General features: G+C 40.2%; 13 protein-coding genes and 1 pseudogene. 7 read left to right on the forward strand and 7 right to left on the reverse strand.

Annotation, left to right across the window (positions count from 1 at the left end):
* Nucleotides 1-394: 394 nt before the first annotated feature.
* Nucleotides 395-670, reverse strand: a pseudogene (locus tag QM454_RS08690) (hypothetical protein); the annotation flags it as partial.
* Between the two features lie 289 nt (nt 671-959).
* Here QM454_RS08690 and QM454_RS08695 point away from each other — a divergent pair.
* The 5 genes from QM454_RS08695 to QM454_RS08715 all read left to right on the forward strand — a co-directional run bounded on the left by QM454_RS08695 (nt 960) and on the right by QM454_RS08715 (nt 6,000).
* Nucleotides 960-2,264, forward strand: coding sequence for an MFS transporter (locus QM454_RS08695; RefSeq protein WP_432356991.1), 1,305 nt, complete (start codon nt 960-962; stop codon nt 2,262-2,264).
* A gap of 139 nt (nt 2,265-2,403) precedes the next feature.
* Complete coding sequence (locus QM454_RS08700) at nt 2,404-3,117, forward strand: FadR/GntR family transcriptional regulator (protein WP_432356993.1); 714 nt, start codon at nt 2,404-2,406, stop codon at nt 3,115-3,117.
* A gap of 28 nt (nt 3,118-3,145) precedes the next feature.
* On the forward strand, nt 3,146-3,862 hold the full coding sequence (locus QM454_RS08705; protein ID WP_432356995.1) for a (Fe-S)-binding protein: 717 nt from the start codon (nt 3,146-3,148) through the stop codon (nt 3,860-3,862).
* Between the two features lie 17 nt (nt 3,863-3,879).
* Nucleotides 3,880-5,292 carry a LutB/LldF family L-lactate oxidation iron-sulfur protein gene (locus QM454_RS08710; protein WP_432356997.1) on the forward strand — a complete coding sequence of 471 codons (1,413 nt, stop codon included), beginning with the start codon at nt 3,880-3,882 and terminating at the stop codon, nt 5,290-5,292.
* 6 nt (nt 5,293-5,298) lie between these two features.
* A complete protein-coding gene (locus QM454_RS08715) occupies nt 5,299-6,000 on the forward strand; it encodes a LutC/YkgG family protein (protein WP_432356998.1) in 702 nt (233 codons plus the stop codon).
* 205 nt (nt 6,001-6,205) lie between these two features.
* On the opposite strand, the gene QM454_RS08720 is transcribed toward QM454_RS08715, so the two are convergent.
* From QM454_RS08720 to QM454_RS08730, 3 genes are all read right to left on the reverse strand, one after another.
* Nucleotides 6,206-6,613, reverse strand: a complete 408-nt coding sequence (locus QM454_RS08720; protein ID WP_432357000.1) for a YbjN domain-containing protein — start codon at nt 6,611-6,613, stop codon at nt 6,206-6,208.
* Between the two features lie 124 nt (nt 6,614-6,737).
* Complete coding sequence (locus QM454_RS08725) at nt 6,738-7,676, reverse strand: carbohydrate kinase family protein (protein ID WP_432357002.1); 939 nt, start codon at nt 7,674-7,676, stop codon at nt 6,738-6,740.
* Nucleotides 7,677-7,947: 271 nt separating this feature from the next.
* Nucleotides 7,948-8,754 carry a hypothetical protein gene (locus tag QM454_RS08730; RefSeq protein ID WP_432357003.1) on the reverse strand — a complete coding sequence of 269 codons (807 nt, stop codon included), beginning with the start codon at nt 8,752-8,754 and terminating at the stop codon, nt 7,948-7,950.
* 652 nt (nt 8,755-9,406) lie between these two features.
* Here QM454_RS08730 and QM454_RS08735 point away from each other — a divergent pair.
* Both QM454_RS08735 and QM454_RS08740 read left to right on the forward strand, forming a co-directional pair.
* Nucleotides 9,407-10,918 carry a CAP domain-containing protein gene (locus QM454_RS08735; protein WP_432357004.1) on the forward strand — a complete coding sequence of 504 codons (1,512 nt, stop codon included), beginning with the start codon at nt 9,407-9,409 and terminating at the stop codon, nt 10,916-10,918.
* Nucleotides 10,919-11,647: 729 nt separating this feature from the next.
* Complete coding sequence (locus tag QM454_RS08740) at nt 11,648-12,787, forward strand: Fic family protein (protein WP_432357006.1); 1,140 nt, start codon at nt 11,648-11,650, stop codon at nt 12,785-12,787.
* A gap of 305 nt (nt 12,788-13,092) precedes the next feature.
* On the opposite strand, the gene QM454_RS08745 is transcribed toward QM454_RS08740, so the two are convergent.
* The 3 genes from QM454_RS08745 to QM454_RS08755 form a co-directional block, all read right to left on the reverse strand.
* A complete protein-coding gene (locus QM454_RS08745; RefSeq protein WP_432357008.1) occupies nt 13,093-13,419 on the reverse strand; it encodes a DUF3221 domain-containing protein in 327 nt (108 codons plus the stop codon).
* Nucleotides 13,420-13,723: 304 nt separating this feature from the next.
* Nucleotides 13,724-14,164, reverse strand: a complete 441-nt coding sequence (locus QM454_RS08750) for a hypothetical protein (RefSeq protein WP_432357010.1) — start codon at nt 14,162-14,164, stop codon at nt 13,724-13,726.
* Between the two features lie 55 nt (nt 14,165-14,219).
* Nucleotides 14,220-15,023 carry a hypothetical protein gene (locus QM454_RS08755; protein WP_432357012.1) on the reverse strand — a complete coding sequence of 268 codons (804 nt, stop codon included), beginning with the start codon at nt 15,021-15,023 and terminating at the stop codon, nt 14,220-14,222.
* Between the last annotated feature and the right edge of the window lie 116 nt (nt 15,024-15,139).

Genomic DNA, 15,139 nt, shown 5'->3' on the forward strand with positions numbered 1-15,139 from the left:
TGTACATTCCGTCCAAATCACTCCGTTTTTATCATCATCTTATCACAAAGTCAAACTAAACCATTTATATTGTTAAAGGCATTTGGCGCGAGAGGGTGCTACTTGGTGGTAGGGGTTTGCCGCGCTCGTAAATCTGTTTTCGCGCTCGTAAATTCGTTCCAACGCTCGTATAATCGGCCCTGCGCTCGTAAATCCGTAATGACGCTCGTAAGCTTGACCGTTCGCTCGTATATCCGTTTTGGCGCTCGTAAAACTGTTCCCGCGCTCATAAATTCGCTTTTGCACTCGCTGCTATCTAGTAGGGCGTAGTGTTCTGTGCTGCAAGAGTACTTAAGAGTTCTCTGTGTCTTCGGCTGGGGAGGATTGTGAACTGTGTTGGTGCCTAGCACCAAGATTAAGGGATATGCATAAGTGACGTTATAAATGGAAAAGAGCTATCGCGAATGCACTCGATAGCTCTTTTGATTTGTTGTCTATGCTTATCGCAACTTAACGAGTTCACTTTTTCAGCTGCGTTTAAAAACAGGCCGATGTAGTCAATGACACGTTGAGGATTAAAGTGATCCTCTATATTGTATGAGTATTGAGCTGTTACATTGCCTTCAAATTCATAGAATTTAACGTATCTGAGTTTTTGGTTAACCTCATTGAGCAGGCTGTGAAGTTCTGCTTTTTTTTGCTGGGTTGTTGATTTGAGTGAGCTATTCCGGGTACCAGGTTCTCATTGAATTCGGAATTGTTTCAGAACCTGGTACCTTGTTAAGAAGCGAATGAAACAGAATATCTAAAATAATTTATTTTGTGCGAAAACGGTATTTACAAGCTCTGAAACTCATGGTAGAATACGGAAATAGGGTTATCAGGTCATCTGATGACTTGTCTTGTGCTATAGACACAGGGTGGAATTGTAAGCGCTTTACTTGTAGAGGGGAAAATAATTATTTAAGGGGAGAAAAACAATGTCAAAGGTGAATGTGAGGGTGTTAGCTGCTAGTTTAATAGGCAGTGCGATCGAGTGGTTTGATTATTTTTTGTATGGGACAGTTGCTGCTTTAGTTTTTAATAAGGTGTATTTCGTGAGTGAGGACCCAGTCATGGGATTAATTCTCGCTTATACTTCCTTTTCCATTGCTTTTTTCTTACGACCTCTCGGCGGGGTTCTATTTAGTCATATTGGGGACCGTTTAGGCCGGAAAAAGACGTTAGTCATGACGTTAAGTATTATGGGCTTGGCCACTTTTGCCATGGGGTTGCTGCCTACATATCAAGTAATCGGAATTTGGGCGCCAATTTTTCTAACTTGTTTACGTTTTTTACAAGGACTAGCACTTGGCGGGGAATGGGGCGGTGCTCTATTGTTAGCGGTTGAATATGCACCTAAGAACAAAAAAGGGTTATTTGGAAGTGTTCCGCAAATGGGGATTTCCATTGGCTTGATTTTAGGATCGCTGGCTATGTCCGTGATGACCCTTTTACCAGAAGATCAGTTCATGTCATGGGGATGGCGTGTACCATTCTTATTAAGTGCTTTACTAGTTGTGTTTGGCTTATGGATTCGGAAAGGGATTAATGAAACACCTGAATTCTTAAAAGCTCAAGAAGCAGGTGAAATATCAAGGCTTCCGATTGCAGATACATTACGTTTCCATTGGAGAGCAGTGTTAATTGCAATGGGTGCGAAAGTAGTTGAAACGGCTCCATTTTATATCTACGGAACATTTATTGTTTCGTACGCAACATCGCATTTAGCATTTACTCGAACGGAAGCTTTGAATGCTGTTGTAATTGGCTCAGTAGTTGCTACGATTATTATTCCGATTATTGGAAATCTGTCCGATCGAATTGGTAGAAAGAGAATATATTTATTCGGTATCGTGGCGACTGTTTTATACGCATTCCCATACTTCTGGATGCTGCAACAAGGTTCTGTAGTTTTACTAACATTGGCCACGGTTATAGGTCTTGGACTTATTTGGGGATCTCTCAATGGTGTCCAAGGAACGATGATGTCGGAGTTCTTCCCTGCAAAAATCCGTAGCACCGGTATTTCATTAGGTTATCAGCTCGGTGCGGCAGTTGCAGGAGGAACCGCTCCGCTTGTAGCGACAGCATTATTGGCTACTTTTAATAATTCATACGTTCCGGTTGCTCTTTATATGATGTTTGCTGCATTAATTAGTTTAATTGCCATTGCATGCGTAAAAAGTAACAGTCAAACAAAGAAGAAGCAAACGTATTCCAAACTTGAAGAAGTTAATGGGTAAGTAAGTTGAAAATCTATCTTTTCTAATGTGAAATCAGCGGGGGCCACACCTCGCTGATTACACGTTTCAAAACGTATCAGAAGCGTGAAGATATAATGATAGAGGAGAACCAACAATTTCGTATTAGGAGACTAACAAAATGGAATACAAAAGAATAAAAAAGAAAAAAATTTATGAAGAAGTAGCCGATTCTCTAATCGAGATGATTAAAAATAAACAATTAAACCCTGGAGATAAATTAGATTCTGTTGAAAAGCTAGCAAATCATTTTGGTGTTGGTAGATCTGCTATTAGGGAAGCACTTAGTGGACTTCGTTCTATGGGGTTACTGGAGATGAAACAGGGAGAAGGTACTTTTGTTAATGCTTTTGATCCAACAAGATTCACGTTACCTGTTACAACAGCCTTTCTAATGAAGAAAGATGATGTGAAAGAGCTGTATGAACTTCGGATAATCTTAGAGGTCGGAACAGCCAGCCTTGCAGCTAAAGTTTATAAAGAGGAAGATCTAATACCGATAGAAAAAGCATTAATCGTAATGAAAAATGCAGAAGGTAATGAGGAACTAGCAGCTAGTGCAGATACAGATTTTCATATGGCGATTGCAAGTGCAACCCATAATCAGTTACTCATCAACCTAATGAGTAGTGTGTCCGATCTTCTTACTGAAGCCATTCGTGAAACAAGGAAAGTCTTGTTATTTTCGCGAGGGCAATCTGAAAACTTATATCTGGAACATGAGCAGATTTTTAACGCTTTGAAAAATAGAGATTCAAAACTTGCGGGGCAGTATATGCAACAGCACTTAGAAGAAGTGTATCAAGATCTACTTACATATATGGAGAAATGGTGAGAAATACATATCAGAAGAGGTGAGCAGTTTGAAAGTATCCTTATTTATAACATGTTTAAGTGATATGTTTTTTACTGATGTTGGAAAAAATACAGTTGAAATCTTAGAACGAGCTGGATGTGTAGTGGATTTTCCTGAGTCCCAGATTTGTTGCGGTCAACCAGCTTTTAATAGTGGTTTTCTAAAAGAATCAAAACAATCTATGAAACAGATGATGAAAAGCTTCAGAGATTCTGAATATGTCGTAGGACCCTCTGGATCATGTATCGGAATGTTAAAAGAATATCCTAAAATATTTGCGGGAGATAAAGAGTGGGAAGAGACTGCAAAGGATCTTGCCAATAAATCCTATGAAATAACCCAATTTCTTGTGGACGTTCTTGGCATCACAGATGTTGGTTCTACATTTAAAGGAAGAGTGACCTATCATCCATCATGCCATATGACAAGAATTCTTGGTGTTAAGGATCAGCCCATTAAACTTTTGCAAAATGTTAAGGGAGTCGAATTAATTGAACTTCCTCTTGCAGAAGATTGTTGTGGTTTTGGTGGGACATTCGCGGTTAAAAACTCCGACATATCAAGTGAAATGGTAAAGGAAAAATCACGGCATGTTTCTGAGACAGGTGCTGACTATTTGATTGGCGGTGATATGGGCTGTCTCATGAATATAGGTGGGAGAATGCGTAGAGAAGGCAAACAAGTTAAGGTTGTCCATATTACGGAAATATTAAATACTCACTAAGAGCTGGAGGGGTTTACATGAGTGTTAAAATTGGCGAGGTTCCGTATAAAGACCGTGTCCAAAATGGTATTGAAAATGAATTCATGCGTAAAGCCGTTTCGTCCGCACAAGGGAGATTAAAAGCTGGGAGATTAACAAGAGCAGAAGAACTAGGAAACTGGGAGGACTGGCGTCAATTAGGAGAAGAAATTCGAGCACATACAATAGAGAATCTAGATTTCTATCTACAGCAATTGAGTGATGAGGTTGCGAAAAAAGGAGGAAATGTCTATTTCGCGGAGACAGCTGAAGAAGCGAACCAATATATTCAAAATGTCATCAAACAGAAGAACGCAAAAAAAGTAGTGAAAGCAAAGTCCATGGTGACGGAAGAAATTGGTTTGAATGAAGCGATTCAAGAATTAGGGGTGGAGGTAGTCGAGTCAGATCTTGGTGAATGGATCTTGCAATTGGATGGGGAAGCCCCTTCTCATATTGTTGCACCTGCTCTACATAAAAACAGAGAGCAAATCCGTGAAACGTTCGCCCGAAAAAAAGGGTATGATCAATCCGATGATCCGGAAGAGCTTGCTGCTTTCGCTAGACAGGAACTGCGAAATGACTTCTTAGCTGCGGATGTTGGAATTACAGGATGTAACTTTGCTATAGCAGAATCAGGAGAAATTACGTTAGTAACGAATGAAGGAAATGGAGAGATGGTAACTGTTCTTCCAGATACTGTAATTACTGTGATGGGAATGGAACGGATCGTCCCGACATGGGAGGAGATGGAAGTTCTTGTCGGATTGTTAACGAGGTCAGCTGTTGGACAAAAGCTAACTAGTTATATCACAGCTTATGGAGGGACGCGTTTAGAGGATGAAGTAGATGGACCGGATGATTATCATCTTGTCATTGTGGATAATGGGCGTTCGAAGATTTTAGGAACAGAATTTCAGGCAGCTCTCCATTGTATACGCTGTGCTGCCTGTATAAATGTTTGTCCAGTTTACCGACATATTGGCGGTCATGCGTACAATTCTATCTATCCTGGACCAATTGGTGCGGTTATCACGCCGTTATTGGATGGATATGATGATCATATAGAGCTTCCTTATGCATCAACTCTATGTGGTGCGTGCACAGAAGCGTGTCCTGTCAAAATTCCGTTACATGAAATGCTTGTCCGCCACCGACAAATTATCGTGGAAAAGGAAAACAAAGCACCAATGTCAGAGAAAATCTTAATGAATGGTTTTGTTAAATGGTCATCAAGTCCTGCGGCTTATAAAATTAGTGCAAAATTAGCGAGGCCGGCCTTAGTCCCGTGGATTAAAGAAGATGACATGATTGAAAATGGACCAGGACCTTTAAAAGGATGGACGGATATACGTGATTTTCCTGCCCCTAGCAAAAAGTCATTTCGCACTTGGTTTAAAGAAAGAGGGTGAATCGTCATGAGTATCTATAATAGGGATTCATTTTTAACTAATTTAGCAGGCAGACTTAACAGGCCTCGTCGAACCGAGGGGGTAGTTCGACCAACTTGGAGTGTTTACCCTCAATATGAAGTATTGAAGGAAGCAACAAAGGATGAATTGGTAGCCGTTTTAGAAGAACAGTGTACAGCTATCCATACCGAGTTTATTCAAACAGATCAGCAAAATTTGCCTAAAGTTCTTGAAGAAGCGATACGTAAATATGATGGTAAGTCGGTTATTGTATCCAATGATCCACGGAATGAGAAATATGGATTAAACCGTATGTATAATGAGTTAGAGGGAAATGTAGAAGTTCATATTTGGGATTACAAACGAGGAAAAGAAAACCAAAAAATTGCAGAACAGGCTGATGTGGGCATTACATTCAGTGATATTACATTAGCAGAATCAGCTACAGTGACACTATTTCATAATAAAAACAATGGTCGTTCTATTAGTTTATTACCCAAAACGTATATAGCCATTATTCCAAAAAGCACGCTTGTTCCGCGCATGACGCAGGCAGCTAAACAAATTCATGAGGCCACACAAAAGGGTGAGCATGTTGCTTCTTATGTAAGTTTTATCTCCGGGCCAAGCAATAGCGCTGATATTGAAATGAATCTAATTGTCGGTGTTCATGGGCCGATAAAAGCAACTTACATTTTAGTTGATTGACATGGTAAGTAGGTCAATGTGTTGGATTCCCACTTCTTTAAAGTTAAATTAGATAAAAAGAGCGATTTTTTGTTTCCACTTTGCTCGCCACGCCATCTAAATTCGTATCGCCGTATCTATTTGCAATATATGTATAAGTGACGTTATAAATGAAAAAGAGCTATCGCGAATGCACTCGATAGCTCTTTTGATTTGTTGTCTATGCTTATCGCAACTTAACGAGTTCAGGATAAACTTTTTCAGCTGCGTTTAAAAACAGGCCGATGTAGTCAATGACACGTTGAGGATTAAAGTGGTCCTCTATATTGTATGAGTATTGAGCTGTTACATTGCCTTCGAATTCATAGAATTTAACGTATCTGAGTTTTTGGTTAACCTCATTGAGCAGGGTGTGAAGTTCTGCTTTTTTTGCTGGGTTGTTAATTTGAGCTATGTTAAAGATGTTAATGTCGACGACGGATTCGTTGTTTGTGAAAATAATTGCAACTAATACGTTATTTCCATAATCGAGTGTTTGTTGAACTCGAAAGTACACGCCTTCCTCATCTTTAGTTTGTTCCATGAAAATGTCTTTTTCCTCTAATTTCTTTGAAAAAATCTCAGAATTAATCATGTAAAAATATTCCTCCTAATTGATATGTACATATAGTACTTTTGTAATTTTAGCATGGTTTAGTGTAAATAACGAAGGAGAACTCGGATTTTGGTGCCAGGAACCGATACAACGATCGATTTGATTATTCATCTAGGTCTGCAAACCTTGGCATGGCCGACAAGGCACCTAATTTAGTTGCACAAAGTGCTCCGAGTTTATTGCCAAATGATATATAGTCTATCCACTCTTCATTGGTTTTTGGCATCCCTTTTATATGAATTTGCCGCAGTATCCCCGCAATAAATGCATCACCTGCCCCCGTCGTATCGACTGGCTTAATTTGTTCAACGCCTACATGTGTCACGTGTCCATCAAGGACAGCAAAAGTTCCTTGTGCGCCGACAGTAATCAATACTACAGGTATGTGATAAGACGTCAGTTTTGCTATTCCCGCTTCAAGTGTTTCTGTTTCAGTTAGGAAATATAATTCTTCATCTGTTAGTTTTAATATGTCAGTTTCACTGAAGAAAGACATAATCGTATCACGGCAAAAAGTTTCATTTTTCCAGCGAAGTGGACGGATATTTGCATCAAACGATAGAGGTACACCCGACGCCTTTGCCATTCGGACTGCTTCCCTCGTTGTGCTTAAAGCGGTTGGATGAAACATCGTACCCGAACCAATATGCAATACGGAGGCATTTTGAAATGCATCGGATTGTAAATCTGCAGATTCTACTTGGATATCAGGTGTCTCGTTCATATACGAATGAAAAATCCGCTCATGATCTTTCGTCAAATGTATAGATACACCGCATACTCGTTTGGCATTCTCCAGTTTAGCGAACGATAAGTCGACGCCTTCTTGACGCAGTTCATTCCAGACGAATTGTGAAGTCGCATCGTCTCCTATTACTGTAATGAATGCTGAAGGCGCACCCAGTCTAGAAACACCCGCCGCTACATTCACCGTTGCACCACCAAGGAATTTATTGAATGTCGTGTTTGTATGGTCTTTAGCTATATAATCGACAAAGACATCACCATAAATTAAGACATGTTTTTTCTTAGAAACAATCATTACTGTACTCCCCATCATTTCATTTTTTCAATCGTAGCATTCATTATACGTGGAATGCTGACCTTTTAACATAGTGTTTAGTGCCACAGGGATTCGGACAATTGCAATTTGCATGGGTGCGCGCTCGTAAATCTGCACCAGCGCTCGTAAATTGGTGTGCGCGCTCGTAAATTTGTTCCAACGCTCGTATAATCGGCCACGCGCTCGTATCCTTACTCTCCACGCTCATAAGACAATAAAAACAGTCGTAATTACGTGGGTGCCAGGTACTTTAGGTCGTGCTTGGACAATAATATTCCCTAATCGGTACATCAAACAGCATAAATATATCTTTGAAATACGTCTCATCGATTAACTTGTCCAACACACCTTTGAAATACCCCGGTAAATTGCGGATTGCTTTCTTCTTCGTTGCCATGACAGTGATCATAAGCGCTCGATAGGCAAGGTCTTCGAATACATGCTTGTCGTTTTCATAGATTTCGTATTTCAACATACGGCTAGAAGTAGCCCTGTGAATTCCGTAAAATTCACGGGCTAATTTTGTGTCACCAATTGTTCCGGCAAGCAGTTCTTTCATTCGACTGAACAGGCTTGTGGATAACTTTTGCGATTCCACTGGAGACGTGTAGTTAAGATCTTTATGTTTTAATAGAGATTTAGAAAGAGGAGCTTCGTCTGTTGAAAGTTGCTCGTTTCCTTTGTCCTCATGCGGTTTGTTGTCATCATCCCGGTCGTTCATTTTCCCCTGGTCATCGAAAGGTAAAATGATGTAGATGTTGGCGCCTAGCCCGCTCATGACTGGGCGGATGTAGTGGACTTTTTCAATGATCTCTAGTTTGACAAGTTTTCGGATGGCGCGACGGACAGTTACGTTTGATTTCCCTGTTGCTTTCTCAATTGTCACGTGCTTCAAATGTGCTGCCCCATACTTAACCGAGTAGCGGCGAATGACGTCCAATACTTGGCGATCTGATTTCGTCAATTCATCCCAATGAAGTAGAAGATGCTGTTCTGCTGCTGCGTCCATTTCTGCAGTTGTGTTAAAGCGAGCGTAGTTTGCTAGATAATGTGTCATTTCGATATCCCCCTTTACCCTTTATATAGATGGGAGAGGTCAAAAGGGATACTCTTGTTAGAAATTAATTTAAACAATAAACAACCACCTGTCCCACGAAACGTGAAAAGGTGGTTGTTTTTAATGTCAAAGGCATTTGGCGCGAGAGGATGCTACTTGGTAGTAGGGGCTTGCCGCGCTCATAAAATTGCTTTCGCGCTCGTATATTTGGCCGCACGCTCGTAAATCCGTTTTCGCGCTCGTAAAATCGTACACACGCTCGTAAATCCGCTACTGAGCTCGTAAAACTGTCCCCGAGTGTTTAGTACCAGGTACCAGAACAATTCAGAATTGCTCGGGTACCTTGTACTAAAGGATAAATTCGGGATTGTTCCAGAACCCGGTACTTTCTTGAATTGGTTGAATTGTTAAGAATTTTTATTGCACAGGTACCTTTACAAAAGTTAAGGAGGTATAAACTTTGGGTGCCCACTTAGTTTGACGATACTTTCCTTTGATATTGAAAATAGATTGCCATCCTCTTATAGATTTCATGAAAACCAAATGGTAAAATATTCATAGTTAATATTAAATTAATGGTAGGTAAGATGTCACTTGCCTTAGAATCAAGGAATATAAAAGCAGTTGGTATTCAATCGGAGGGGGAAGGGTAATGTCGAAAAGTTTCATACGTTCACTCGCAATTGCAGCAGTATTTACGGGGGGGGCCATGGCGGTAGATTCGGTTCAAAAACCAATTGTAGTTCAGGCAAGTACTACACAAATCGGCGGGCATACATACTCAGCGGAAGTAGTCGAAGCCTTAAACGAGATCAACCGCATCCGAAAGGCAACGGGGGTGCAGCCATACAAAATCGACCCTCGCTTATCCAATGCTGCTGACTTGCATGCGAAGTATTTAGTGACACATTTACAAACTACATCGCACTATCAGACAGAGGGGAAATCGGGCTTTACTGGAAGGAGATTTATGGACCGGGCTAAAGCAGCAGGGTATACCATCAACTCAGGTTCAGAAGCAGTGGCCTACTACGGAATGTTTATGAATCCCAAGAAGTCGATTATAGATTTTGTGGAGGCAATATTTCATCGAGACACAATTTTAGGTTCTTCTTACGATACGGTAGGCATTGGGGTACATGGGCGCGCTATAGTTATTCTTGTAGATAACTCTGATAATAATGACGGGGAAGCATACATGTACCCGTACGATGGTCAAAAAGACGCGCCTACACTATTTGATGTAAATGAAGATCCCGATCCGCTGGCGAAATACGGAGTGAAAAAATCGGGTTATATGCCTTCATTCACGCCTGATGTAGCTTTACATTGGTTCAGTGAAAACATTATGACTCTAAAAGATAGTAAGGGGAATAATGTCGTATTGCATAATAAGAATAATGTGGCAGACACGAGCGGAAATACAATGTTCATCGTACCTAAAGACGAGTTAAAAAAAGGTGAAACGTATACTGTGCATGTTACCTATTACGATATTTACGAAGATGAGCACACTCACTCATGGTCATTTACAACAGAAAAAGCAGCTGTACCAACGCCACCAACGACACCAGTCCCATCAACTCCAGCACCACCATCAGCAGCTGAGTTAGATCGATACTCTAAGAAATTCGCTGACTTCAATCCTAACGCATGGTGGGCGGGGGACATGATTTGGGCGGTAGAACGGGGGTATATTTCAGGGTACGGGAAAGCGCTGAATCCGAAAACGAAGAAATACGAGGAATATTTAAGACCAGGAAATCAGTTAACCGAAGCACATTTTTTAATGATATTATTCCGTTATATGATTCCTTACGAATACGAATCTATGAAAGCAACATCAAATTGGGCATACAACGTCCCTTACAAACTCGCCGAGCGACATGATCTTCCGACGTTGGGGAGTGAATCCTCAGCAGCTAAGAAGAAACAAGCAACTCAAGGAATTACACGTGGGAGATTGGCACAGATCTTAGTCTCATTGCATAAGAGGGAACGGGTTTCAGAGGCTGCGGCAATCAAATTCTTGATCGAAAATAAAATAACATCTGCGAAAACGGTTCAAGAATACAACGCAAACCAAATTTTGACACGCGCACAAGTATCAGCATTTCTTCAACGCCATGCAGAATTCGTCGCATCCCAACAAATGAGATACTAAAAAATTGTAAAGGTACCTGTGCACGGTTGAATTCAGTATATTCACTACAATTGCATAAATATAGATTTACAGAGTTATAAAATCAAGTTTTATTTCGTAACTCTGTATTTTTATTCAAATTGGTTAAATTGTCGTGAATGTTTCTTGCACAGGCACCTCAAAACTAGGGATGTATGCCAAGTGCTCAAACGATTCCGTAAGATTGCAGGTATAGAAGCCGAAATGCTTTTGTTGGATGAATTGAAAATGACATACCATAGACGCTCAGCCTTTATGGATGAATTAAGCAAGTTTTAACTTCGTGGATGTCTGTCCATACAAACCTCCCTCAAATGTCTAATCACGAACCAAGGGAATACTGAAAGGGGCTATACTTCAGAAATAGATTAATGAACGTTGCGAGGCTAACGTAAGAAATATTGAATACTATCACTCCAGATACCCTGCGAAGTAACCGTATTGTTTTATCCTGGCTACTTGGTGGGGGATTTTTGTTTTCATAGATAGCTGATTTTGAGTTTAGGGTACCAGGTCTACATTGAATTCAGGACTGCCTCAGAACCTATGATTTCGGGTACTTATTGAATTAAGAATTGTTTTAGGCGCTGGTACCCTGAACTAATGTTTAAAAGTAATTATTAGTGTACAATATAGATGTACTCAAATATAATAGAATACAGCCAAAGTGATTGATTTAAAGGCATTTGATTATGTAAAGGAGTGAGGAATATGACTTATACCTTTTCGGAAGAGCATTTCGTGAGAGTAAATGGAAAATTAATCTTTTCACCGAAGTTACAGCCCTATGATTATGAAATTCTTGAATTAGTGATGGAGGCCGAACGTAATATTGGAGCGCTTGCGAGACTTGGTTTGAAAAATCATCCACTAAAACCCACAATCCTACGCAATTCCATGGTCAGAACCGCTCACTTTACTACAAAGATTGAACAAAATATCCTTGAGTATAAAGAAGTCGAGAAACTTTATGCTAACTATAAAACTGAGAAGTTAACAATATACGAGAAATACAAATTGGAAGTCAGGAATGTCTTCGAAGCTTATGATTACTTATATAAGCTGCATCCACAAAGTGACTTTTCCAGTATGGATGAACAAGTATTATTGAACATTCACGAACTTTTAATGAAAGACTTGACTGGGCATCCAAAAGGGTACCGCTTGATTCCGGTTTCACTTCGAGATGGAGATGGAGAAGTCAGTTATATGCCGCCGTCACATATAGAAGTTCCGGAATTAATGGGCGCTTTCTTTAAATGGCTATATTCCAGTGTGACTGGTCGTACTAATCCCTATGATGATTCAATTGATCCTTCCCTTAAGATGCATCCATTATTAATATCAGGAATTACCCATCATCTAATTGGATACATCCATCCCTTCCCTGATGGAAATGGAAGGACTGCACGAGCTTTTTCAACCTTAGTTGCTCTTATCCACCCTGATTTAAGCACAATTAAAGACGCTTTTAGTGTTGAAGAGTTCTTTGATAAGCGGATTAGCGAGTATTACGATACATTGATGAGTGCAACGCAGGGGAATCTGAAACCATTTATGATATTTTATTTGGAGTGTATCAATGCTTCGCTTATGAAAGTGTTGAAGGAGCTGCAACGATTTGACAGAATTAAGCATGTGAATGAGTTGCTGGGCAAAGGACACGCAAGGACAATGTTTGAAATCATCACGAGAATGGATGAAGGCGAAGAATTCCATCGTCAGGTTTTTGATGATATGTTAAATGCTTCGGCCTCTAGCATTGCAAAAAATCTTTCTAGGTTAAGGGAATTACAAGTCATCCAACCAGGTGAAGCACGAGGAACGTATATTGTTACTATTATTGAATAGGGTTAATGTTCCGTGCCAGGCAGGCATGCAATTAAGCCGATAGTTGTCGTGCATGTGATCTGGGTTCGTGGAGTAAGCAAACAAAAAACAGAAGGGTGTGATTAACGGGTTCGGTTGATGGGGAGAAAACGCTAAAACGCACATCAACTTATATCCTAATCAGCATACGATTCGTACCACAATTAACAGCATAAAAAGCAAGTGAAAACGCACAGAATTAAACTGTGCGTTTTTACTTGCCGTATTCTGTTTTGGTGACTTGTTCCATAATCGCGCCCATTTAATAGAACAGTGATCTTGTATTATTAATCAACTAATTCAACAGAAAGAGTATTAATTTGTGCAGGGTTAGATTCCATAATAGTGCCGTCATATCCTACCTTTATCTCATCACCGACTGAAAATGTTTGATCACTATTCACGGATAGGTCAACAAATACATTGCCTTTTCCCCCGCCTAATTCGGCGTAAACGAGAGCTGTGTTACCATTAATATCTTCGATTTTTCCTGTAAAATAGGAGCTTACTGTTTCAATTTTAGAAGACTCTTCATCATTTTGATTAACTAAATTAGAACACCCAGAAATAATTAATAAAACAATGATTGCAAATGCTTTAAATGTCTTTTTCACCCACATTATACCTCCATTCATATGCGAATTGCGTCCCCAATTGGTATGCTATTTACTATTTTCTCCCCATGTTCCGAACCGGTTAGGGTGTGATACCCCTCTGTTTTATTAGTTCTAAGTTGTGTAGATTTTTTGAAGCAATGTTGGTAGCCGTTTGGTGCGTAGTCAATTCTGTCTCCTGCCACTAAGAAATCAGGTGTTAATTTAAGGTATCCATTTGTTGCGAGTGTATCATACACAAGCCATTCCAACTTGTTAATATTATATGGAATACCACCACTAAATTTAATAGAAATCTACGTTTTTAGTACCTTACTTTTTGAGATGCTACAAACTGCTCATGACGTTGTAGAAACGCTGATACTTGTGCTCGAGTCAAGATTTGGTTTGCATTGTATTCTTGTACTGTTTTTGCTGATGTTATCTTATTCTTAATTAAGAAGTTAATTGCTGCTGCTTCAGATACTGGCTTACCCTCATGCATAGATACTAAGATTTGTGCTAATTTACCACGTCTGATGCCTTGCGTTGCTAGTTTTTGCTTAGTTGTAGATGATTCGTTTGCTAGAGCGCTCGTAAAGTTGTGTGTACGCTCATAAATTCGCTCCAGCGCTCGTAAAGTGGTGTGCGCGCTCGTAAATTTGTTCCGACGCTCGTAAATCTGCTCTAGCGCTCGTAAAATGAGGTTTGCGCTCGTAAATCCGCTCCAACGCTCGTATAATCGGCCACGCGCTCGTATCCTCACTCCCACGCTCATAAGACAATAAAAATAGTTTGTAATTACGTGGGTGCCAGGTACTTTAGGTCGTGCTTGGACAATAATATTCCCTAACCGGCACATCAAACAGCATAAATATATCCTTGAAATACGTCTCGTCGATTAACTTGTTCAACACCCCTTTGAAGTACCCCGGTAAATTGTGAATTGCTTTCTTCTTCGTTGCCATGACAGTGATCATAAGCGCTCGATAGGCAAGATCTTCAAAAACATGCTTGTCGTCTTGATAGATTTCGTATTTCAACATGCGGCTAGAAGCAGCCCTGTGAATTCCGTAAAATTCACGAGCTAATTTAGTGTCACCAATTGTTCCGGCAAGCAGTTCTTTCATTCGACTGAACAGACTTGTGGATAACTTTTGCGATTCCACTGGAGACGTGTAGTTAAGATCTTTAGATTTTATAGATTTAGAAAGAAGAGCTTCGTCTTCAGATTTCTTGTCTTTTTCCTTGATATTATGCGGTTTGTTGTCATCATCCCGGTCGTTCATTTTCCCCTGGTCATCGAAAGGTAAAATGATGTAGATGTTGGCGCCTAGCCCGCTCATGACTGGGCGGATGTAGTGGACTTTTTCGATGATGTCCAGTTTTACGAGTTTTCGGATGGCGCGACGGACAGTTACGTTTGATTTCCCCGTTGCTTCTTCAATTGTCACGTGCTTCAAATGTGCTGCCCCATATTTAACTGAATAGCGGCGAATGACGTCCAATACTTGGCGATCAGATTTCGTCAATTCATCCCAATGAAGTAGAAGATGCTGTTCTGCTGCTGCGTCCATTTCCGCAGTTGTGTTGAAGCGAGCGTAGTTTGCTAGATAATGTGTCATTTTGATTTCCCCCTTTACTCTCTATATAGATGGGAGAGGTCAAAAGGGATACTGTTGTTACAAATAAATTTATAAAAACAATGAACAACCACCTGTTCCACGGAAAAAACGTGAGA

The sequence above is a fragment of the Sporosarcina sp. UB5 genome, from assembly GCF_050859005.1.
Classification (GTDB): domain Bacteria; phylum Bacillota; class Bacilli; order Bacillales_A; family Planococcaceae; genus Sporosarcina.